The organism is Arthrobacter sp. ISL-48 (genome assembly GCF_018613805.1).
GTDB lineage: Bacteria > Actinomycetota > Actinomycetes > Actinomycetales > Micrococcaceae > Arthrobacter.
Genome location: NZ_JAGGPL010000024.1, coordinates 68,210 through 88,076, shown reverse-complemented (window position 1 = coordinate 88,076; position 19,867 = coordinate 68,210). Strand labels below are relative to the sequence as shown.

Sequence of the window (19,867 nt, the reverse complement as noted above, 5' to 3'; positions counted from 1 at the left end):
TCCATCTCTGGTGGCAGTGTCCGTGCTGTTGGGGAGCGGCGCCCTTCAGCTCCAGACGGGCTCTTCCGGGCGCTCAATGCACCGGACCATCGCAACCAGTTGGCCGCCGTCAAACACGGTGTGCTCTCTGAACCGATCGCTGAGGGGAACATTCTGATCACGGCCGACGAGGACGAGCTGGCGGCTGCCACGCCGCGGTAGAGGTAGCCCCATCCGCTGCTCCCTATCAGACACACAGGCTAGCGCGTATCAACATCCTCAAACACCAGGAACGTTTGTGTGTCGAGCACACCAGGCATGGACTGCAACTGATCGAATATGACTCTCCGCAGGTCGATGTTATCGATGGCGCGCACCAACAGGATGACGTCAAAGTCGCCCCCCACGAGTGCAATGTGGTGGACCTCCGGGATGGAGCGCAGCTGTTCGCGGAGTTCCCGCCAGGAGTGCTGGCTGACCTTGAGGGTCACATAGGCGGAGGACTTGAGGCCCGCCTTGATGGGGTCAACTAACGCCGTGAACTTGGTCAGGACGCCCTCGCCGGTTAGCCGAGCAATGCGTGTGTATGCATGAGCGCGTGAGATGTGGACGTTCTCGGCAACCTGCGTCACGGACATCCTGCCGTCACGGGTGAGTTCAGCGATGATCTTGCGGTCCACATCATCCAGCAGCGCGGGTTCAGCGTCTGGTCCCGGTCTTGCCAATTTGTCCACAGCTCCTAGCCGTAATGCAGGTCACGTTTACGGTTTGTCTCCAAGAATAAGCGTCAGTGTCGTACTTCTCCACGATTTGGCCAGCCACTGGATACGAAACTTCCATTGGGTCGATACTGGGAGTGAATAGTGGCTACAGAAGGACGGGACCAATGACGATCTCCGCAAACCACACTGCACACGATCCGGGGCCGCAGACCGTCAACGCGGACCCCGTGGCTGAAGCCGTACGCAAGTTCGGGATTACGGTCGAGGATTACATGCTTCCTGCCCGGCACCAGATCCAAATGGTGGACCCTGGCGGCCGGCTCAAGCCCGACTCCGAGCAGGGTACCGAACCGGGTCACGAGTATCCGCTGCCTGGTGCTGAGGAACTGTTGGCTGCCTATGAGCAGCTCGTTATTGGGCGCCGCGTCAATGACCAGAACTCCGCTCTTGTCCGTCAGGGCCGGATGGCCGTCTACCCCTCCAGCCATGGCCAGGAAGCCTGCCAGGTGGCAGCCGCTCTGTGCCTCTCGGAGGGGGACTGGATGTTCCCGACTTACCGCGACTCGGTGGCGGTGATGGCACGCGGCGTTGATCCTGTGCAGACCATGACCCTTTTCCGCGGTGACTGGCACAGCGGCTACGACCCCATGAAGCACAGGGTGGGCATCCAGTGCACTCCACTCACCACTCAGCTGCTGCACGCAGTCGGGGTTGCCCATGCCGCCAAGCTCCGCGGTGAAAACACCGTGGTCCTGGCGATGTGCGGCGACGGTGCCACCAGCGAGGGCGACTTCCATGAGGCCCTGAACTTCGCGGCCGTGTTCCACCTTCCCGTGGTCTTTTTCGTCCAGAACAACAAGTACGCCATCTCCGTTCCGCTGGCACATCAGTCCGTGGCGCCGTCGCTCGCCCACAAGGCCGTCGGGTACGGCATGGCGGGTGAACGGGTGGACGGAAACGACGTCGTCGCCCTCCTCGCCGTGCTGGACCGGGCAGTGAAGCTTGCCCGGGATGGCTCCGGTCCGCTGCTGGTTGAGGCCAATACCTACCGGATGCAGGCGCACACGAACGCCGACGACGCCACCCGCTACCGCCAGGACAGTGAAGTGGCAGAGTGGCTGGCCAAAGATCCTGTCAGCCGCATGAAGACCTACCTCACGGGCAGGGGGCTGCTCGACGACGAAACCGACTTCCGAATTGCTGAAAAGGCTGAAGCCATTGCCACCCGGCTTCGGGATGGGCTCGGCGAGGATGTGCCTGTTGACCCCCAGGACCTGTTCCGCCACGTCTTTGCCAGCCCAACGCCGCAGTTGCTGGAACAGTCGGCGATGCTCGCTGACGAACTTGCCCGCGAAGAATCATCTGGGGAGGGAGCAAAATGAGCCCCACTGTCACTACGTCCTCGGAGGCGAACGGAAACGTCAGCGCCGCGACCGCCCGCGCAGCGGCGTCGGCAGCCGCCACCGCCGAGGCGGAGGGCCCGCAGCCGGTGACCATGGCCAAGGCACTCAACACTGCGATGGCAGACGCCATGCAAGCCGACCCCTCCGTTCTGGTCTTCGGCGAAGACGTCGGCATGCTGGGCGGCGTCTTCCGCATCACCGACGGCCTGACCAAGACCTTCGGCGAACAGCGCTGCTTCGACACCCCGCTAGCGGAGTCGGGAATCGTGGGGATGGCCGTGGGCATGGCCATGAACGGCATGCGCCCGGTCATCGAAATGCAGTTCGACGCGTTTGCCTACCCGGCGTTTGAGCAGATCGTCAGCCACGTGGCCAAGATGCACAACCGGACGAAGGGCGCTTTGAAGCTGCCCCTAGTGATCCGTGTCCCCTACGCAGGGGGCATCGGGGGAGTGGAGCATCACTGCGACTCCTCCGAGTCCTATTACGCTCATACCGCCGGCCTGAAGGTCTTCACCCCGGCCACGGTGGCCGACGGCTACCGCATGCTCCGCGAGGCCATCGACTCCGATGACCCCGTGATGTTCATGGAGCCAAAGAAGCTCTACTGGTCAAAGGACATGGTGGACCTGGAGGAGCTGCGGGAGCAGCACTCCGCAAATGTGGCGGCGGGGACGTCCTCCGAAGGCCGTGCCGCCGTCGCCCGTCCCGGGACCGACGCAACTCTCATCGCCTATGGGCCGTCCGTGCCGACAGCGCTGGCTGCCGCCGCGGCGGCAGCGGAAGAAGGCCGTTCCTTGGAAGTCATCGACGTCCGCACCATCGTTCCCTTTGACGACGAAACTGTGTCCGCGTCCGTCCGCAAAACTGGCCGGGCTGTGGTGATCGCGGAAGCGCACGGCTTCGCATCCGTATCCTCCGAAATCGTGGCCCGGATCCAGGAACGCTGCTTCCACTATCTGGCCGCGCCCATCCGCCGTGTCACCGGCTTCGACGTGCCGTACCCGGCACCCAAACTTGAGCACTATTACCTGCCCAGCGTGGACCGCATCCTCGACGCTGTCGACGACCTCCAGTGGGAAGACTGATCATGAGCGAAACGAGGGTATTCCTTCTCCCCGACCTCGGTGAAGGCCTGACAGAAGCAGAACTGGTGAACTGGCTCGTCTCCGTGGGCGATCAGATCCGCGTCGACCAGCCCATCGCAGAAGTGGAAACAGCCAAGTCGATGGTGGAAGTTCCGTCGCCCTACGCGGGGACCGTGACAGAACTGCATGGCGAGCCAGGCCAGACGCTGGATGTTGGGAAGCCCCTGATCTCGGTGGCTCCCGCTGGGGCTCCGGCGGTTGAGCCCGCTGAAGCCGTGGGCAATACATACCGCGAAGAGGAGAAAGCCGGATCAGGGAACGTGCTGATCGGCTACGGGACTCCTGGCGGCAGCGGTTCTGCGCGAAGGACCAGGGCGCGGAAGCAAACAAGCGGGTCGCTGGGTACCGGCGACCCCTTGGCGGCATCGACGGTAAGTTCCGTTTCCGAAGCTGAAAAGGCGGCTGACGATCTTCTGCTTATGCGCACCAGGGTCCCTGGCAAACTGGGCGCCGTCATCTCACCGCTGGTGCGCCGCATGGCTCGCGAGCATGGCGTTGACCTCGGCGGGATCCACGGATCGGGCGAGAGTGGACTGATCAGGCGCAGCGACGTCGAAGCTGCCATTTCTGCCCCGGATGTGCAGGAAGCGGAAAGTTCGGCCGCGACTCCAGCTCCGCGGAAGCCCATGGACTCCCGTACTGGTCTGGGCATCGCTTCCCGCACACCGGTTACGGGCGTTCGCAAAGCCGTCGCTGCAAACTTGGCCCGCAGCCGCTCGGAGATCCCGGAAGCCACAGTCTGGGTGGATGTGGATGCAACCGCTCTCGTGGAACTCCGCAGCGGCCTGAAGCAAAACGGAGCGGAGGCCCCGGGTTTGCTCGGCTTCATCGCGCGCTTCGTGACTGCGGGCCTGAAGAAGTATCCGGAGCTGAACTCGCGGATCGAAACTACGGCTGATGATTCCTTGGAGATCGTTGCGTTTGAGGGTATCAATCTGGGTTTTGCGGCCCAGACGGACCGGGGGCTGATGGTCCCGTCGATCAACCGGGCCGAAACGCTGAGCGCCCGCGAACTGGACGCTGAGATCCGCCGGCTGACAAACGTGGTTCGCGAGGGCAAAGCAACACCGGCCGAACTTGGCAGCGGCACCTTCACGCTCAACAACTACGGCATTTTCGGGGTGGACGGTTCGGCGGCAATTATTAATCATCCCGAGGTGGCGATCCTTGGCTTGGGACGCATCATGGACAAGCCGTGGGTGGTGAACGGCGAGTTGGCTGTCCGCAAAGTGACCGAGCTGACTCTCACCTTTGATCACCGCGTTTGTGACGGTGGCACGGCAGCCGGCTTCCTGCGCTTTGTTGCTGACGCGATCGAGAATCCAGGGTCGGTCTTGGCTGATGTCTAGTGGGAATCTCTAGGCGAGGCCAACTGGGTCGACGCTAAGAGGCGCAAACGTTGCGGCCCGAGTCTTTGTGCTCGGAACATGTGACGAACGCAACCAGTTGGCCGCCGTCGTCGGCCTCTTGATACACAGTCACGTGGTTGGTTGTCCTGCCGCAAGCAGCGCAGAAGGCCTTGTGTTGCTTTGTCCCCATAGCCCGATGGTACGCAGGTCCGCGTTTCGAGGCTTAAAGGTGGCAGTTGCTTGTTTGGGCCTGACCGTGGCCGTAAGATCAGTCATCCGCGACAGGCAATCCGTACCAGGAGAGCGTGGGAACAGCATGAGAACTCTTATTTGGGTCCTAGTCATTTTGGCAGTCCTTGCCCTCATCGTCGGCGCGATAGTGAAGGTTTTGGCCTTTCTCCTGTGGATCGCCCCGATCCTGGTGGCAGTAGCGATTGCGCTGTTTGTGATGAACCGGTCCGGAAACCGCCAGATCCCCTGAGGTCACTTCGATTCGAGAAATGTGGAAGTCCACATTCAGCCGTCGGCGGCGGGGCCTTCTAAGGATCCAAGGCGCCCGCCGTCCCACTCGGGCTGCGAGGTTGATCCGCTACCCAAGCACCGTGCTGTCGGCCTTGGTCCCCGCGAGCTGGGGTGACCATCCGTCAGCGCCGGCCAGGTAAGCCGCGAGTGTGAACCCGCTTTCCTGCCCGGCCGGAAGCTGAGGCCGATCCGCAGTGACCTGGGCACCCGGGCCCCGGTTGTTGAACTCGAAGAACCGGGCATCCTTCCAGGAGAATCCGCTCATGTCGGTCCACGGCGTCGGCCCGATGTGGCCACCTAGCCACGAATCCCGGATGAGGACCTGTGCCACCGCTGCGGGATCCCCGCCTGGATGCCACGGCCGGCCCAGATGCACAGTGCCGGCTGCAGCGTTCGAGACGAACCGGCAGCCGTCAAAGAGATACCCGTGTTTGATCTGGTCGTTAATGCTGCCCGCCGTCACGTAGCCGTTGTTGGACGACCCGCGGTCCAGGGACATGACCTCGCAGTTCCTGAAGACCGCAGTTCCCCGTCCGAAAATGAAGTCGACGTCTCCCTCGATGTACGAGTCGGCGAAGTAGAACCGCGCCTGCACTCCCCGGGTGGGGGAGTCGACCAGCAGTGTGTCCTGGTTGCCCAGGCAGCGGACGTTCCTCAGCACGGAACGGTCGGCGGTGATGTGGAGGGCGACGGCCTGCCGGTTGGGCATCGACATGTTCGCGGCCTCGTCGAAGTCGTTGCTGAAGGTCAGGTTCTCCGCGCTGAATTCGGCGCCGTCGATCCTGACCGAAGCGCTTCCTCCCGTGCCGAAGGGCCCGCTGCCGTCCGGCTTGGGCGTCCCCGACGCGTTGTTGTACACCAGCACCACATCCTCCGGCCCGGCGCCAAGCCCGACGAACGAGACCTTCGGCTTGTCCACGGGCACCCGGATCGTCCCCCGATAGGTGCCTGGTTGGATCCGGATGGTCGTCCGCTGAGTGCTGCCACGGGGAACAGCATCAACAGCCGCCTGCACCGTCGCATAGGCCTTGCCAGGGCCGACATCGAGCACAACGGAAGCGTCCACGGGACGGTCAGCGGGCCAGTACAGCGCCGTGAGGGGCTCTGAACCAGCCGCCGGGTTCCGGAAGTACCCCGGCGGGACGGCACGGATCGCCTTTAAACCGTCGACGACGACTCCGGCAACAGCCAGTGCTCCCCGTGCCTGGAAATGAGTGTTGTCCGCTGCTCCCGCCGGGTACTGCGCGTACTCACCGGGATTCGCATAGAGGAAGTGGGTCTTGGTTCCCTCCGGCCCGAGTTTTTGCCAGAGTTCCTTCGAGGCAGTTGTCAGGTCCACTAACGGCGTGCCAGAGGCAGCCGCAAGCTCTCGCACGGCCTGCGGGTAAAGCCCGTGGGTGTCCTTCGCCGCGCCGAAGGAGTCGAATCGACGCCGTTCCACTGGCGTCACCAGGACTGGCTTCGCGCCACGCGCTGCGGCACCGTCGATGTATCGGCGCAGGTAGTCCTTGAACGTTGTGGCAGGATCTGTTCCCCGGGCGGGATCCTCAATCTTCTCATCGTTGTGGCCGAAGGAAATCAGCAGGTAATCGCCGTCCTGGATCATGCCGAGAACCCGGTCCAGCAGTCCGGCGTCGGCATAACTCTTCGACGAAGCCCCTGAAAGGGCGAAGTCGAAGACATCGGCCTGCGGGCCGACGAGCAGAGGTAGGGCCTGTCCCCAGCCCGCCCGCGGACGCTCGGAGTGCGCGTAGACGGACGACGTGGAGTCTCCGACGACGAAGATCGTCGTGGCGGTGCGCCGTTGTCCGGCCACCGGCTCCGTCGTCTGGACCGGCGATCTGGTGAGCGCTTCGGCGTGCGCTGCAGGCGCCCCGAGGGCCAGGGAGCCTGCGGCGACCGCAAAGGACGCGAGCACGGAACGCCTGCTGGGTGCCGCGGCCATCAGCGCACCTCATCCGAGGTGAAGACCGGGCCGACCCGGTCCTTCAGCAGTGCAGGCACCGCCTGGGCGGCATCCACACGGGTACGGAACTGCGGAGTCCACGAGGTGTCCGCGGTCAGCTGCTGAGCCGGAGGCACGGAGGCATTGTATTCGGCCAGAATGTCAACGCGCTTGCCGTTGACAGCGTTGTCCACGGTGGTGATTGTTGTGCCTTTGAACTGACGGATGATGCTCGCACCGGGAACGTCCGGCGCCAGCTGGAAGGCGTTCGCTTCAGCGTAGAGGTGTGACTCCATGCCTGCTCCCAAGCTGTATTCGTAGGAGGAGCTGTTGGCCGCGGAAACGGTGAACTGGTTGTTGTACACGTCGACGTGACCGTACCGGACACGTGGTGCACGCTGGCCGACGTTGTCAAAAATGTTGTGGTGGATGGTCACGCGAAGCTTGCCGGTGTCGCCTCGGGTGGGGGAGTCGGTGGAGCCGATGAGCAGAAGCTTGTCGTGATCCGAAAACCGGTTGTAGGACATGGTGACAAGGTCCGAGCCGTTGGTAACGTCGACCGCCCCGTCATGCACCTGGTAGTGGCGGCCGAAATACAGCGGCTGGCTGCTGTCCAGGTTCGGGGCGTCCGTAAAGCTGGAGTGATCGATCCAGACGTGGCTCGAGCCGTTGATGACCTGCAGCAAGTCGTACTCGCTGTTCCAGTTCCCTTCCTCGCCATCGGTCGGATCCCAGGCAGGAAAGCAGTCCGCGGAGTCGCGGAAGGTCAGATTGCGGACGACCACGTTGCTGGCGCCGTTGATCCGCAAAGCCGCACCTTCGATGGTGCTCCCGGCATCCGCTCCCACGAGGGTGGTGTTGGCCGGGATATCCCAGCGGATGGTGGCTGCCTGCTTCGCCGCCGCCTGGCGACGGGCGCTTTCCTGGGGCCCCGCCGGTTTCTGGGCGCGGCCGTAGACGGCAGGATCGTAGTCCTGAAGGTACTGGCCGAGGGAGTATCCGGTGCCGGCGGCATAGTCATCACAGGTCAGCGCCGTGCCTTCGGGGGCCGTGTTGGCCTGGATGATCCCGTGGACCCGGATGATCTTGGGCTGGGTTCCTCCAGCTGCGAACGCTGCGAGCAGCTCGGCGCGGTTGGAGACGTCATAGGTGTTTTGATCAGTGGCGGTGGAGCCGCCGGTGGTGCCCTCGGCGGCGGACGCCCAGCCATCAGCCTCGGGAAGAACCTGGCGTTCGAGTGGGACCAGGGCTGTCAGGGCTGCCGGATCAGCCAGTGGTGAGGGTGCTGCGACGGACGGTCCTGCCATCATGAGCGCGACAGCAGCCGCGACGGCACCGGCAGGTAATGAGGCAGAACGAAGGTTCGAGAGGCGCAAGGGCATGGTTCTTCTTCCGTCGTTGGAATGAATCCGCAACCGCGTTCCTGGGCCCGTCTTTGTGACCCGGAAAATAGGCGAAGCGGCAGGAGCCACTTTATCGGAAAACGGTTTCTCACTGTCAAGGGATAATCGGAAATAATCTTGGAAGGAAGAGAAAAGGGAAGATATTGCGGCCATGTGAGGGCGGTCGCGGCCGTACCTTGGCCCTGACGGCCGTCGCGGTAGGTCCCGGGAACTCCAAGGCTCCGTGGGTAGAATCGAGGCCAGGAACAACGCAACTGTTTGCCCGGAGGTATGGAGAAACAATGTCAGAATGGCTCGAAGTCGGCGCGGACAACCATGTGCTGGTCACCGAAGGTTCGCTGCTGAATACCGGCCTGATTGTTGGATCCGAGCGGGCCATGGTGATCGATACCGGCTGCGGGCCCCGGCAGGGACGCGAGATCCTGGACGCCGTGCGGGAAAAGACTCAGCTGCCGCTCGTCGTCGTCAATACCCACGCCCACTACGACCACTTCTTCGGCAACGCGGTCTTCGCGGAGGAGGGCGTCACCGAATTCTGGGCACACCAGAACTGCGCCACCGAGATCGACGAGCGTGGCGACCTGCAGCGCCGCTTTGTGGGCACCCTCGAGCCGGAGATGTCCACCGGCGAAGGCGACAATGTTGAACTGGTGGTGCCCAACGCCATTGTGAAGGACCAGCCGGTGCTCGTGGACCTCGGCGGGCTGACGGCCACGTTGTTCTACCTGGGCCGCGGCCACACAGACGGCGACCTCCTGGTCGGTACCCCGACGACCCTCTACGTGGGCGACCTCGTGGAACATGGGGCGCACCCGTCCTTCGAGGACTCCTTCCCCGAGGAATGGGCCGATTCACTGCGGCATATCTCCGCCCTGCGCCACCGCTACGAATTCCTGGTCCCGGGGCACGGCAGGCCCTGCAGTGACCAGTTCGTGAAAACCATGGCCAACACCATGACCACCGCCGTCCGGCAGGCCTGGCAGTCCATCCGCGACACACCCAGCGATGCAACCAAGGCCATCCCCGTGCTGCCCTACGGCCCGGAGCAGTCCCGCTGGTTCATCAAGCGCCTGCAGGAGACCCGCCCGCAGCATTAGGGGAGTGTCTCGTAAATCGGGGGCCTACTGGCTGGAATGCTTGAGTGATTAACGAGGACCGCACCCTAAGGCGCTGCGGTTGCTAATCGTCACACGCGGTTGTTTAAACCATTTACTGTAGAAATTTGTTCGTTTAAGTCTTACGCTCAAAGAGGCGGCCCAAGGCCGCACCACTTCGGCGACCCGTCTCAGCCCGCCGAACTAGATCTTCGCCGCAGGTCTCGCGGCTCCCTCTCTGGTCCGGTGGAAAGTTTACGAAAACCGCAGTCTTTCGCGCCTATTACCGGACTCCAACTTTTTGAGCTTCGGGGGCAGTTGTCCCATGGGGAAGGCAACACCGTGAAATCTTCTAATCCGCTAAACAGGCGTGACCAGCGCAGGACCAAAACCCGGCGCACAGCAGCCGCCATGATAGGTGCCGGGGCCACAGCTGTGGCGCTGTTTGCCTGGATTGTAGGTCTCGCCCCTGCCTACGCGGCCGAAGCCCCCGTGGGACTGGGAACTGCGGGTAGCTACGCGGTCCTTGGTGGGCAAACTGTCACTAATACGGGACCCAGCGTCCTCAACGGCAACCTTGGAGTCAGCCCGGGCAGTTCGATCACGGGATTCCCTCCAGGTCTTGTTTTTAACGGTGTGATACACGCCGCCGATCCCAGCGCCGCGCAAGCACAGTCGGACCTCACCATCGCGTACAACGATGCGGCTGGGCGGCCTTCCGGGGCTTCAGTAGGCGTTCTCGTCAGTGAAACGCTACTCCCCGGTGTCTACACGGCCAGTTCACAGCTGGCCGTCAACGGGGCGCTAACGCTGGACGGGCAAGGCAATGCCAACTCCGTCTTCATCTTTCAGGCCGGTTCAACTCTGATCACCGCGTCGGGGAGCAGCATAGTTCTGACGAACAGTGCGCAAGCATGCAATGTCTTCTGGCAGGTGGGCAGCTCGGCAACACTGGGGACAAGTACCAGCTTCAAGGGCAACATCCTGGCATTGACGTCCATCTCGGTCACTACCGGTGTCACCGTTGAAGGCCGGGCACTGGCCCGCAACGGCTCGGTCACCCTGGATAACAACGTATTTCTTGCTCCCGGTTGCGCTACCACGCCAACCGGTACTGCCACAGCGACGGTGACGCCGACCGAGACGACAACCGTCACGCCCACGGAAACAACCACGGTGACGCCGACTGAGACGGCCTCGGTCACGCCCGTTGCCACACCAAGCCTGAGCCCGATCACCGTTCCGTCCACTACGACTCCTGCGGTTGCTGTGCCGCTCACGCCCTCAGCGACTGTCCCGGCGAACGGCGCTCCGCTCGCAGATACAGGTGGAGGAGCGGCAAACAACAGGGGAGCGAACATAGACACCGCCACGCACACGGCACCGGAAAGCCCGGCGCGCCTTGTCAGCCTTCTAGCAGCCATCATTGCGCTTTCTGCGACGCTCTATCTCGGTTGGACTCTGCTGATCCCGGCCAGACGCCGGGCCAGCTAGATCAGTCAGCAACGGCAGGGGCGGTGCCATGAACACGCAACCCGGGAGCGGGCCATGGCGCGGGTAACCGCCCGCCACAGGCGGAGCTCCGGCCGGCGCCGAATGAGCTCCGCGTCGTGGGCCAGCCCCGGCCCTGGTTCACGGCGGGGGAGGCTACTCACCGCGTCGGGGCTGCTCGGAGCATCGGTGCTGACCCTGCTCACAGTTGGACTGGAGCCGTTGCAACCGACGGCTTCATCTTCGGAAACTACCCTGGGTCCCTTGGGCGCCGGGGGGCTGACCGCGGCGACTGCCCCTGCCTCGCCGGGCACGGTTGTTCCTGCGGCCAAGCAGGAAATCCCGGACTCACCTGAAACCAGACCGTCCGGGGCAAACGAGTGGGAAAACCAGCCAACGCACATCCACTACCCGGCCGTTGGGATGGACCAGGCCGTGTTTCCGCTTCCAACTTCAGCGCAGGATAGCGGAACGGGCTCCATCACGCCGCCTCAGACGCTGCAGGCTTACTGGCTGTCTGCATACGGCAGCCCGGGGCAGGGCTCCAGCAACACCACCTACGTCGTGGGCCACAGCTCAGACGGGGTGGGATCAGCCTTTAACAACCTCAGCTCCCAAGCCAGGACGGGCGATCAGCTGACCATCACCACTGCCGACGGGCCGCAGCTCTATCAGGTCTATGCGATCAGCACCGAAAACAAGAACACGCTCGAGAATAGCCATATCTGGGCCAAAGTACCGGGCAAGCTTGTCCTGGTCAGCTGCTACACGGCCGATCTGTGGGGAACGAACATCCTCATCGAAGCCAACCCGATGAAGCCGACGGCTAAGACATCTAGTACCAGGCCACAAGCCCCCACACTGGGAGGAAAACGATTGCCGGTCCCGCTTGACTAATTTGTCAATTCCATGACAAAGCGTATAGCGTGTTCCTCATCCGATTTGGGGGACCCCCTCCTGCCGATGGAGGTCCGCTGTGGCTCTCGCCGATTACGTCCTCGCGCTCGCTGCGCTGCTGGGCACGCTGCTGATTCCCTTCCTTGTCCTGTACTGCCTCCTGCGGCTCAAGCGCCGGGCCGTTCGGCTGGCCGCCCCCAGGCGGGACAACCCTTAGCCACGCCGTACGTCCACATCAACCCGCACAAACGCCGCCCCAGATGGCAGGCCTACAAGGTCCTGGCTATCCTCCTGGTCCTCACCGTTGCTGTGGTGACCTACGCCCTGACGCGGGTCTGACCCCGGATTCTGCCCAAGCACTTAGACTTACTGTTTGAACCAGACCGTAAAGTGCCGCAGAAGCTTTTGCCCGAAGTCCTGGGGGGACAGATATGCCCGATCCGGCGGATAAGAACCCACGTGCCTTTGCACAGGATGCAGACGAAGGGCAGCCGCAGCTGCGCCGGCGCCGTGACCTTCGTCGCGTCGATGGCGCCCTGACGGATGTCCGGACAGGAACCATGCCAGCCGTAACACCCGATTCCGCCAGCCCGTCCGACGCCGGCCAGCCGATTATCCGCAGGAGCTCCTGGGCGGAAGCGGCCGCCGCGGCCGACGCAGCAAAGTCCCCAACCCGCGTCCCGGCCCCCACCCGGCGGCCCTCAGTGGCCCCCGTTTCTTTCGAGCCCGGGACCGGCCAGCCGGAAGCTGCCCTTCCCGTATTCGACGCGCCGGAAGCCGCGCAGTCGCCGGCGGCGCAGTCAACTGCCTCGGATGTGAGCACCTCAGCAGCGCCGAGGACCGCCGTCGACACCGCACCGCCGTCGTCGGATGCTCCTGCCGAACCCCCGGCGTTCCGCCGCAGCCGGCAGACCACGGCGGAGGCCATCGCCGGCAGCCCCATGCCGGACTTCATTAGCACCCCGGGCCAGTTCGTCCGCGAGCAGAAGCCCCGGCCCGTGGGCGGCCTCCGCGGTGCCATCTACTCGCTCACCGGTGGGGCCTGGAACCTGGGTCCCGGGTCCAAGCAGCGCCAGGAAGACGAACTGGGCCGCCGGATCTCGCGCCAGCTGCAGGGCAGCTACAACACGGCGGTTCTGAGTCTCAAGGGAGGCATAGGGAAGACCTCCACCACCGTGGGCGTGGGACTGACCCTCGCCGAATACCGCGGTGACGCGCCGTGCGCCATCGACGCCAACCCCGACTCCGGGGATCTCGTGGAGCGCGCGCTGGGCGAAGGCATCTACCAGCAGGCCAGCCCGCGCACCATCACGGACCTGCTCAAGAACATCGACTCCATCGGTTCCCTCACCGCCCTGGCCCGGTACATGCACCACGCCGGCCGGCTGCACCTGATCGCGGGGGAACAGGACCCCGAAGTCTCGGACTCGCTAACGGCTGAAGAATACCTGCGGATCCGCAGGCTCATCTCCAGCTACTACTCTGTGGCGCTGACGGACTGCGGCACCGGCGTGACCCACAACGCCATGAGCGGGATCCTGCAGTCGGCGGACAACCTGGTGATCGCCTCAGGCTACGCGGTCAGCGGTGCCAAACGCGCCCGCAGCACCCTGCAGTGGCTTGCCCACCACGGCTACGAAGACCTGGCCCGGGACGCGATTGTGGTCATCACCGACAAGGACGAAGTCTCCTCCCGGGTGGACAAGGACGCCATCGAGGAGCATCTTTCCGGCATCTGCCGCGAGCTCATCTCCGTTCCCCATGACCGCGGAGTGGCCGACGGCGACCTGGTCACCTTGGACGTCCTGAAACCTGAGACCCGCCGCGCCTACAAGGAGATCGCCGCCGCAATCGTGGACGGGTACCGGTAGGAGGCTTGCCTCAAGCCTGGCAAGTGCTGCCCCTGGCCGGGAAGTAGTCGTCCATGCCTGTGGATCCGTGAAGGTTATCGCTAACAAATCTTGCGAAAACCCCTAGACGGGTCGGCGATCTCCTACTAAAGTCGGTTCTTGTCATAGTCCGGAAGGGACGCCTTGGGCGCCCGGGAAGGGGGAGTACATCACCGCTGATCAACACCGTGTATTCAATGACCAACCCGCTGAAGGCCCCTCCTAGGAGGGGCTTTCCCATGTCTTGCGGCTGCTATCCGGGCAAGGTCCTTAGGCGGCGAGACCGTGGGCTACGGTAGTGGCCAGCTGGAGCGGCGGCAGGATGCTGAAGGTGCAGTCTTCCTGCAACGGATCAATAATCACCGGCAGGTGATGGGTTTTGGAACAGGCGCGCAGCTGCTCCAGTGCATCCGGATCCACATAGGCGGCCCTCATGTCCAGTTCCAGGTTCAGGCCCTTCCGCAAGGCGTTGGCGCGCTTCACAACTACGTAGAGGGCGTGGATGCTGTGTACGGTGACGTGACCCTTTGTTGATACCTGCGCCCGGGCGTCGTCGAGGTCGACGCGAACGAGGATACTGAGCTTATCGGTCAAGATGATTCTGCTTTCCTTCGGCGGCTGCGACGCTGCAACCTCGTCCAGCGTAGACATCAAATGTGACCTATGCAACACCAGTGGCCGAATTCTTCATTTTGATGGAGCCGTTGGTCCCGGTCAGCGCGGCAGCTCTGACGCTTCCGCCTGCATCCACTCGTCAAAAGTCTGGAGCCCGACGCCGGCGCCCGGCTCCGGGATCAGGGCACCGCTGCGCATTGCTTTCCAGAGTGGGCCGGGGGCGGTGAGACCCACTACTAACTTCTTCTTCTGCCGGAACGTGCTGGCGTACGCCCGGACCATGTCCACGAGCTGCTCCACCTGCGGACCGCCCAGGTCTGCCACGCGTCCGTGTGGTCCCGACTCCGCCGCGTCCACCAGTGCCTTGGCAACCTCACGGGCGGCTACAGGCTGGGTGGTCATTCGCGGCACGAGCGCCAGCGGACCCAGCGAGCTACGCTCCAGCACCTGGCCAGCGAACTCGTGGAACTGGGTGGCGCGCAGGATGGTCCAGGGAATGTCCCCGCTGCTGACCAGCTCTTCCTGGGCCAGCTTTCCGGCGTAGTAGCCTGTAGCTGCCCGGTCTGCGCCCACGATGGAGAGCGCCACATGGTGCTTCACTCCCGACTCTTTCCCGGCCCGCAGGAGGTTGGTGGTGGCGGCCGTGAAGAAGTCGACGGCCGCCTTCCGGGCCAGAGTCGGGATGCTGGCGACGTCGACCACCGTGTCAATGCCGTTGAGTGCTTCTGGCAGGCCACGGCCGCTCACCAGGTCCACGCCTTCTGACCTGGACAGGCTCACAACCCGGTGGCCGCGCTCCCTGGCGATGCTGACCACGTGGCGGCCAACGGTTCCGGTTCCCCCTGCGACTGCGATGTTCATCCGTGTGCTTCCTTACTTCGGTGGGCCTGCCCAACTGAGTAGCGCCAACTACCGTTTGGGACGCCCAGCACGACAGTTGCTGCTACTACTTTATGAACCGGCGTGAGCAACGACGCATGTCCCACGCCGTCATGGGACCCTTGGGCAACCAGAACCGGGTCATAGGATAAATCTGATGACTTCGCCAGACAGCCCGCAGCCCTTCAACTTCCGAAGCATTGCCATTCCTGCATTCGGGCCGGCGCTGCTGTTCTGCATCGGCGAAGGTGCAGTGCTGCCAGTGGTGGTGCTCTCCGCCCGCGGGCTTGGGGCTTCCGTGGCTGTGTCCGCCTTGATCGTCACGCTGATCGGGCTCGGGTCGTGGTTCTTCAACTTGCCCGCGTCCCTCATCACGCTCAAGTTCGGCGAACGCTGGTCCATCGTCGGCGCAGCGGCCGCCGGCGCCCTGGCCCTCGCTGCAGCGGCGTTGTCCTCCCTGATCCCCAACGGACTGTGGCTGCTCGCCGTGGCGATGGCCGTCGTCGGAATGTCCGCGAGCGTCTTCAGCCTGGCGCGGCAGAAGTACCTCACCGAGGCAGTGCCCGTGCAGTTCCGGGCGCGGGCACTGTCCACGCTGGGCGGCGTGAGCAGGATCGGCGTCTTTATCGGGCCGTTTGTGGGTGCCGCGGCCATGCAGTTCGCGGGGATCGCCGGGGCCTACTGGGTGGGCGTCGTGGGGATGGCCGCGGCGGCGGTCCTTGCCGTCACTATTCCGGACCTGGTGGTTCCGCCGGCGCCCGACGGCGGACACAAAGGCCCCGAACCCACCCTGCGGAACGTGGCCGTCGCCCATGGGGGAGTGTTCCTGACGCTGGGCGTGGGAATTTTGCTGCTCAGTGCCCTGCGCGCCTCGCGGCAAGTGGTCATCCCGCTCTGGGCCGACCACCTGGGCATGGACGCCACCCAGGCCTCACTGATCTACGGCCTGTCCGGGGCGATCGACATGCTGGTTTTCTACCCGGCCGGCAAACTCATGGACCGCCGGGGCCGTCAATGGGTGGCTATACCCTCCACCGTCATCATGGGCATCGCGCTGCTGCTGATCCCTTTGACGGCCAGCTTCACCGGGCTGCTGCTGGCCGCGCTGCTGATCGGCTTCGGCAACGGCATCAGCTCCGGCCTGATCATGACACTCGGCGCCGACTTCTCGCCGGACCGCGGACGCGGCCAGTTCCTGGGCCTGTGGCGGTTCATCGCGGACGCGGGCTCAACCGGCGGACCCGTGCTGCTCTCCGGCGTGACAGCCGTGGCGACCCTCGGCTCGGGCGTCTCGGCCACAGCGGCCCTGGGCTTCGCTGCGGCGGCCGTGTTCGCCGTCGTACTTCCCCGGCTCAGGCACCGCCGGAACTACTGACAGCCGCTGCAGCCGACCACCCGCGCGGCTGACCCAAGAGGCTATCCTCGACAGATGGGTGAGCGGACAGCTCCGCCGATCCGAGGGAGGAGACATGGCAGAGACGCCGGGCGAGGGTAGCCGCGCCGTTCCCGCAGAACCCGACCATTCCAGGGCGGACAGCCGGCAGGAACGCAGGCAAAGCAGGTGGGCGACTGTCCTCGCCGTGCTGCAGCGGCTGTTGTACGGGGCCATTACGGTAGCGGTGGGCTGGGCGGTCTACTATTTCCTGCTCTTGCGGCTGTCCCGGGGATTTGAGCAGGCATGGGTTTTCCTGCCTGTCTGGCTGATCCTGGCATATGCATTGCTGCCGCGAGTTCACAAGATCCTCAGCAGCCTGTACATTCCCGACTACTTCATTGGCCGCGCACGCACCGGCGACGGAGTCCTCGGTGATCCGGTCAACCTCGCGGTGGTCGGTCCGGAAGATGAACTGCGTCAGGCCATGACTACCGCGGGCTGGGTAGAGGCGGACTCCCTCACTCCTGCCACCGCCTGGAAAACCCTCGTCTCAACGCTCATGGGCCGCAGTTATCCGACCGCTCCGGTAAGTTCCCTTTACGTCTTCGGAAAGAAGCAGGACCTGGCGTTTCAGCGGGAGATCGATGGCAACCCTCGCAAGCGGCATCACGTCCGGTTCTGGAAATGCGCCCCGGGCTGGATGCTGCCAGGCGGGATTTCCGTGAATTGGGTGGGCGCCGGAACGTATGACAGAAGTGTGGGCCTGTCCCTGTTCACCTTCCAGGTGACGCACAAGATCGCCGACCGCACAGACGAAGAGCGTGATTTCATCATCGATACTCTTCGTACAGCCAACGCGGTGGAATCGGTGTACATTATTCGCAACTTCTCCAGCGGCTACCATCACCGCAACGGGGGAGGTGACTCCATCCGCACAGATGGCCACCTTCCGATTATTGATCTCAATCCTCCGGAAAGGCATGGAAGGCGCACATAATGCTCCTGATCTTTGGCCTCAAGACCGTACTCCGGGCGTTGCCGGGCCGCCTGGCCACGTGCCAGTACTGCCGGCAGTACGTCCAGCATTACCTCAAAGAGCGGGCGAGGAAACTGACGCTGTTCTTCATACCCATCTTTACTACGTCGAGGGCCTACCAGATCACCTGCTCCAACTGTGGCCGGGTGTCCACCATCAGCTCGCGGCAGAAGAAGGCACTGATCAGGTAAGCGTTAGCAGGCCACAGTCCGTGTTAGCGGCGGGCCGGTCCACACATTGGTTGATCCAGGAACTTTATAGAGTCCCCTGATTTCCACCCGCCAGGTACCGGACACCAAGTAAGTTGCCGTGTAGGTTTTGCCTGACTGCTGACTCAGGTCGCCGGTGAAGACGGGAGAGGTACCGGAACCGCTGTAGATCTTCACCTCGTGGAAGTTCGCCTGGGATACGCGGCCAAAATTCTTCACGGTGATGGTGGCGCGGAGCAACAGAACGTCACAGGTGACGGTGACGTTCGTTTGCTGCTCGGCAGGTGCTAGCAGCGTGGCTGTGGTGTAGCTGGTGTCTGCACGATCGGTGCCGATGAAAGAAGCGTTCGCGGCGGGAACCAGGGCCAGGCCCAGCATGAGGCACAGCGCCACACAGGCGGCCCGGGCCGTCCCCGCGATAATCGGCCTACTCACTGGCAGCTGGTTCCGGGTCCTTGCGCCAGATAGACGCCAGCAACCCGATCACCAGGACCGCGGGTGCCCCGTACATGAGCGTGTTCCGTACCACCGGCTCGCGCAAGGCTCGGATGGCCTGCCCGACATAGGGGACGGTGAGGACGTGCCGGTCAACTGTGCTGCCTTGGACGGTGGCGGTCCAGGGGTCCGCGCCGTTGTTGGCGTCACCCTTGGTGCGGACCGCCGTCGTACCGTCCTCAGTGGTGAGGATCTCGGTCACGCGGTGGGTCTCCACCCGCTGGTCCTCAACGGGGATGTGGTACGTGATGATGTCCCCCACACGGATATCGGCGACCGGGGTAGGTACCGTCACCACAACGTCGCCCGGGTTGATCTGCGGCGCCATCGAACCGGTCAGCATGGTGGATGTCTGGTAACCAAGGACCCTGGGGCCGACGGCCAGAAGTAGGAACGCTGCCACTGCTACGACGAACAGGGCCGTGGTGAAGGCGCTGACGGTTCGCCGCGCGGCGGCTTTGAAGCTGCTGGTCAGGATTGGGCTGCTGGTCCGGACAGCGTTCCTGACCGGGACGCTGGAAGGTGCGGGGTTGGAAGTCCCGGCGCCGCCGGGGGGCAAGCGGCGCCGGGACGGCTCAAATTCCGCGGCGACAGCAGGCGCCGGGGCGAAATCAGTTACTGTGCTCATCGCTGTTCAGCCTCAAGTGGGTCCGGAGTTACCTGACGTAGCGCTTACTTGACGGAGCCTGTGCGCTGGGTTGCGTCGAACTTGAAGGTGATGGTGCTTGTGAGGCCCTGGAAGGTGTTGTCTGCCGAAGTGGGCAGGGAAGTGGTGACCTTCAGGTTGTCCGCGCCCGCGGCTGTGAGGGAGGCCAGGCCGGCCAGGGCCCTGTTGGCGCCGATGATGGAGGTCTTGGCGAGCACTGTAGTGGTGGTGCCGGAGCAGGTGTCAGCGCCTGCGGCCACTACGGTCCACGCAGCGGTGCAGGACTCGATAGTGAGCTGCAGGCCGTTGGTGCCGTCCGTGGTCAGTACGTTGGCCGTAGCCGGCGTGGGGCTGGTCGTGGTCAGTGTGACTGCATTCAGGTCCGAGCTGCCGGCCGGGTTGGACAGCGTGACGAACTTCTCCACCGAGTCACCGGGGAGAAGGCCGGTAACGGCGACGGCCAGGGTGTTGGTACCGGTCAGGCTAATGACGGTCGTGGCGGCGGTGACTGCCTGGCTGGCCGACGTGGTGGAGGTGAAGGCGCCGTAGGTTCCCATGCCTGCGACGGCGGCTGCGGTGCCCACCAGTGCGACGGAGGCCAGGATCTTGCCGGAAGTGGTTTTCATGCTGATACCCATGAGAAAAGTCCTTTACGTGTGTAAGCCCACCTCCCCAAGGTTGGCTGGCCGGGCCCCCAGCGGGCCGGCTGTTCTGCCAGGCTCACGTGGGCTGGCAAGAACCACTATTCACGGGCTCGATCAAATAACACC

General features: G+C 63.8%; 20 protein-coding genes. 12 read left to right on the top strand and 8 right to left on the bottom strand.

Features of this window, described 5'->3' with window-relative positions:
• Nucleotides 1-239: 239 nt before the first annotated feature.
• Nucleotides 240-713: an Lrp/AsnC family transcriptional regulator gene (locus tag J7E83_RS19685; RefSeq protein ID WP_396020579.1), complete on the bottom strand. Its 474-nt coding sequence runs from the start codon at nucleotides 711-713 to the stop codon at nucleotides 240-242.
• 152 nt (nucleotides 714-865) lie between these two features.
• Between J7E83_RS19685 and J7E83_RS19680 the strand changes: the two genes are divergently transcribed.
• From J7E83_RS19680 to J7E83_RS19665, 4 genes are all read left to right on the top strand, one after another.
• Nucleotides 866-2,083, top strand: coding sequence for a thiamine pyrophosphate-dependent dehydrogenase E1 component subunit alpha (locus tag J7E83_RS19680; protein ID WP_214965579.1), 1,218 nt, complete (start codon nucleotides 866-868; stop codon nucleotides 2,081-2,083).
• Entirely contained in the window at nucleotides 2,080-3,192 is a 1,113-nt protein-coding gene (locus J7E83_RS19675; RefSeq protein WP_214965577.1) for an alpha-ketoacid dehydrogenase subunit beta, read from the top strand. The genes J7E83_RS19680 and J7E83_RS19675 overlap by 4 nt, the downstream gene beginning before the upstream one ends.
• A 2-nt stretch (nucleotides 3,193-3,194) precedes the next feature.
• Nucleotides 3,195-4,601 (top strand): dihydrolipoamide acetyltransferase family protein, encoded by a 1,407-nt coding sequence (locus tag J7E83_RS19670; RefSeq protein WP_214965575.1) that lies wholly within the window; start codon nucleotides 3,195-3,197, stop codon nucleotides 4,599-4,601.
• Nucleotides 4,602-4,917: 316 nt separating this feature from the next.
• Nucleotides 4,918-5,082: a hypothetical protein gene (locus J7E83_RS19665; RefSeq protein ID WP_214965573.1), complete on the top strand. Its 165-nt coding sequence runs from the start codon at nucleotides 4,918-4,920 to the stop codon at nucleotides 5,080-5,082.
• Between the two features lie 108 nt (nucleotides 5,083-5,190).
• Here the strand turns inward: J7E83_RS19665 and J7E83_RS19660 are convergent, their stop codons facing one another.
• Both J7E83_RS19660 and J7E83_RS19655 read right to left on the bottom strand, forming a co-directional pair.
• Nucleotides 5,191-7,068: a pectinesterase family protein gene (locus J7E83_RS19660; RefSeq protein ID WP_214965571.1), complete on the bottom strand. Its 1,878-nt coding sequence runs from the start codon at nucleotides 7,066-7,068 to the stop codon at nucleotides 5,191-5,193.
• Nucleotides 7,068-8,450 (bottom strand): polysaccharide lyase family 1 protein, encoded by a 1,383-nt coding sequence (locus tag J7E83_RS19655; RefSeq protein WP_214965570.1) that lies wholly within the window; start codon nucleotides 8,448-8,450, stop codon nucleotides 7,068-7,070. The genes J7E83_RS19660 and J7E83_RS19655 overlap by 1 nt, the downstream gene beginning before the upstream one ends.
• Nucleotides 8,451-8,752: 302 nt before the next feature.
• On the opposite strand from J7E83_RS19655, the gene J7E83_RS19650 reads away from it, so the two are divergent.
• The 5 genes from J7E83_RS19650 to J7E83_RS19630 all read left to right on the top strand — a co-directional run bounded on the left by J7E83_RS19650 (nucleotide 8,753) and on the right by J7E83_RS19630 (nucleotide 13,824).
• Nucleotides 8,753-9,568, top strand: a complete 816-nt coding sequence (locus J7E83_RS19650) for an MBL fold metallo-hydrolase (protein ID WP_214965568.1) — start codon at nucleotides 8,753-8,755, stop codon at nucleotides 9,566-9,568.
• 339 nt (nucleotides 9,569-9,907) lie between these two features.
• A complete protein-coding gene (locus tag J7E83_RS19645; protein ID WP_311379813.1) occupies nucleotides 9,908-11,059 on the top strand; it encodes an ice-binding family protein in 1,152 nt (383 codons plus the stop codon).
• Nucleotides 11,060-11,113: 54 nt separating this feature from the next.
• Nucleotides 11,114-11,953, top strand: a complete 840-nt coding sequence (locus J7E83_RS19640) for a class F sortase (RefSeq protein WP_214965566.1) — start codon at nucleotides 11,114-11,116, stop codon at nucleotides 11,951-11,953.
• 79 nt (nucleotides 11,954-12,032) lie between these two features.
• Nucleotides 12,033-12,170: a hypothetical protein gene (locus J7E83_RS19635; protein ID WP_214965564.1), complete on the top strand. Its 138-nt coding sequence runs from the start codon at nucleotides 12,033-12,035 to the stop codon at nucleotides 12,168-12,170.
• A 214-nt stretch (nucleotides 12,171-12,384) separates the two neighbouring features.
• On the top strand, nucleotides 12,385-13,824 hold the full coding sequence (locus J7E83_RS19630; protein WP_214965561.1) for a MinD/ParA family protein: 1,440 nt from the start codon (nucleotides 12,385-12,387) through the stop codon (nucleotides 13,822-13,824).
• A gap of 288 nt (nucleotides 13,825-14,112) precedes the next feature.
• On the opposite strand, the gene J7E83_RS19625 is transcribed toward J7E83_RS19630, so the two are convergent.
• Both J7E83_RS19625 and J7E83_RS19620 read right to left on the bottom strand, forming a co-directional pair.
• Complete coding sequence (locus J7E83_RS19625) at nucleotides 14,113-14,436, bottom strand: hypothetical protein (RefSeq protein ID WP_214965559.1); 324 nt, start codon at nucleotides 14,434-14,436, stop codon at nucleotides 14,113-14,115.
• 120 nt (nucleotides 14,437-14,556) lie between these two features.
• The gene (locus J7E83_RS19620) at nucleotides 14,557-15,318 is read right to left on the bottom strand and encodes an SDR family oxidoreductase (RefSeq protein WP_214965557.1); all 762 of its coding nucleotides are present in this window, start codon (nucleotides 15,316-15,318) and stop codon (nucleotides 14,557-14,559) included.
• 175 nt (nucleotides 15,319-15,493) lie between these two features.
• Between J7E83_RS19620 and J7E83_RS19615 the strand changes: the two genes are divergently transcribed.
• The 3 genes from J7E83_RS19615 (at nucleotide 15,494) to J7E83_RS19605 (ending at nucleotide 17,938) form a co-directional block, all read left to right on the top strand.
• Nucleotides 15,494-16,711, top strand: a complete 1,218-nt coding sequence (locus tag J7E83_RS19615; protein WP_214965555.1) for an MFS transporter — start codon at nucleotides 15,494-15,496, stop codon at nucleotides 16,709-16,711.
• Nucleotides 16,712-16,805: 94 nt separating this feature from the next.
• Entirely contained in the window at nucleotides 16,806-17,708 is a 903-nt protein-coding gene (locus tag J7E83_RS19610) for an LssY C-terminal domain-containing protein (protein ID WP_214965553.1), read from the top strand.
• Complete coding sequence (locus J7E83_RS19605; RefSeq protein ID WP_214965551.1) at nucleotides 17,708-17,938, top strand: zinc-ribbon domain-containing protein; 231 nt, start codon at nucleotides 17,708-17,710, stop codon at nucleotides 17,936-17,938. The genes J7E83_RS19610 and J7E83_RS19605 overlap by 1 nt, the downstream gene beginning before the upstream one ends.
• 3 nt (nucleotides 17,939-17,941) lie before the next feature.
• Here the strand turns inward: J7E83_RS19605 and J7E83_RS19600 are convergent, their stop codons facing one another.
• Genes J7E83_RS19600 through J7E83_RS19590 form a run of 3 tightly spaced genes read right to left on the bottom strand, consistent with a single transcriptional unit; the run spans nucleotide 17,942 to nucleotide 19,723 of the window.
• On the bottom strand, nucleotides 17,942-18,391 hold the full coding sequence (locus J7E83_RS19600) for a hypothetical protein (RefSeq protein ID WP_214965548.1): 450 nt from the start codon (nucleotides 18,389-18,391) through the stop codon (nucleotides 17,942-17,944).
• Complete coding sequence (locus J7E83_RS19595) at nucleotides 18,384-19,079, bottom strand: signal peptidase I (RefSeq protein WP_214965546.1); 696 nt, start codon at nucleotides 19,077-19,079, stop codon at nucleotides 18,384-18,386. Before J7E83_RS19595 ends, J7E83_RS19600 begins: the two co-directional genes overlap by 8 nt.
• 44 nt (nucleotides 19,080-19,123) lie before the next feature.
• Nucleotides 19,124-19,723: a CalY family protein gene (locus tag J7E83_RS19590; protein WP_251044180.1), complete on the bottom strand. Its 600-nt coding sequence runs from the start codon at nucleotides 19,721-19,723 to the stop codon at nucleotides 19,124-19,126.
• Between the last annotated feature and the right edge of the window lie 144 nt (nucleotides 19,724-19,867).

Excerpts from the sequence above, each read along its gene's own strand:
- J7E83_RS19680 (WP_214965579.1), top strand. The coding sequence starts at position 866 with ATGACGATCTCCGCAAACCACACTGCACACGATCCGGGGCCGCAGACC.
- J7E83_RS19675 (WP_214965577.1), top strand. The coding sequence starts at position 2,080 with ATGAGCCCCACTGTCACTACGTCCTCGGAGGCGAACGGAAACGTCAGC.
- J7E83_RS19670 (WP_214965575.1), top strand. The coding sequence starts at position 3,195 with ATGAGCGAAACGAGGGTATTCCTTCTCCCCGACCTCGGTGAAGGCCTG.
- J7E83_RS19665 (WP_214965573.1), top strand. The coding sequence starts at position 4,918 with ATGAGAACTCTTATTTGGGTCCTAGTCATTTTGGCAGTCCTTGCCCTC.
- J7E83_RS19660 (WP_214965571.1), bottom strand. The coding sequence starts at position 7,068 with ATGGCCGCGGCACCCAGCAGGCGTTCCGTGCTCGCGTCCTTTGCGGTC.
- J7E83_RS19655 (WP_214965570.1), bottom strand. The coding sequence starts at position 8,450 with ATGCCCTTGCGCCTCTCGAACCTTCGTTCTGCCTCATTACCTGCCGGT.
- J7E83_RS19650 (WP_214965568.1), top strand. The coding sequence starts at position 8,753 with ATGTCAGAATGGCTCGAAGTCGGCGCGGACAACCATGTGCTGGTCACC.
- J7E83_RS19640 (WP_214965566.1), top strand. The coding sequence starts at position 11,114 with ATGGCGCGGGTAACCGCCCGCCACAGGCGGAGCTCCGGCCGGCGCCGA.
- J7E83_RS19630 (WP_214965561.1), top strand. The coding sequence starts at position 12,385 with ATGCCCGATCCGGCGGATAAGAACCCACGTGCCTTTGCACAGGATGCA.
- J7E83_RS19620 (WP_214965557.1), bottom strand. The coding sequence starts at position 15,318 with ATGAACATCGCAGTCGCAGGGGGAACCGGAACCGTTGGCCGCCACGTG.
- J7E83_RS19615 (WP_214965555.1), top strand. The coding sequence starts at position 15,494 with ATGACTTCGCCAGACAGCCCGCAGCCCTTCAACTTCCGAAGCATTGCC.
- J7E83_RS19610 (WP_214965553.1), top strand. The coding sequence starts at position 16,806 with ATGGCAGAGACGCCGGGCGAGGGTAGCCGCGCCGTTCCCGCAGAACCC.
- J7E83_RS19605 (WP_214965551.1), top strand. The coding sequence starts at position 17,708 with ATGCTCCTGATCTTTGGCCTCAAGACCGTACTCCGGGCGTTGCCGGGC.
- J7E83_RS19595 (WP_214965546.1), bottom strand. The coding sequence starts at position 19,079 with ATGAGCACAGTAACTGATTTCGCCCCGGCGCCTGCTGTCGCCGCGGAA.
- J7E83_RS19590 (WP_251044180.1), bottom strand. The coding sequence starts at position 19,723 with ATGAAAACCACTTCCGGCAAGATCCTGGCCTCCGTCGCACTGGTGGGC.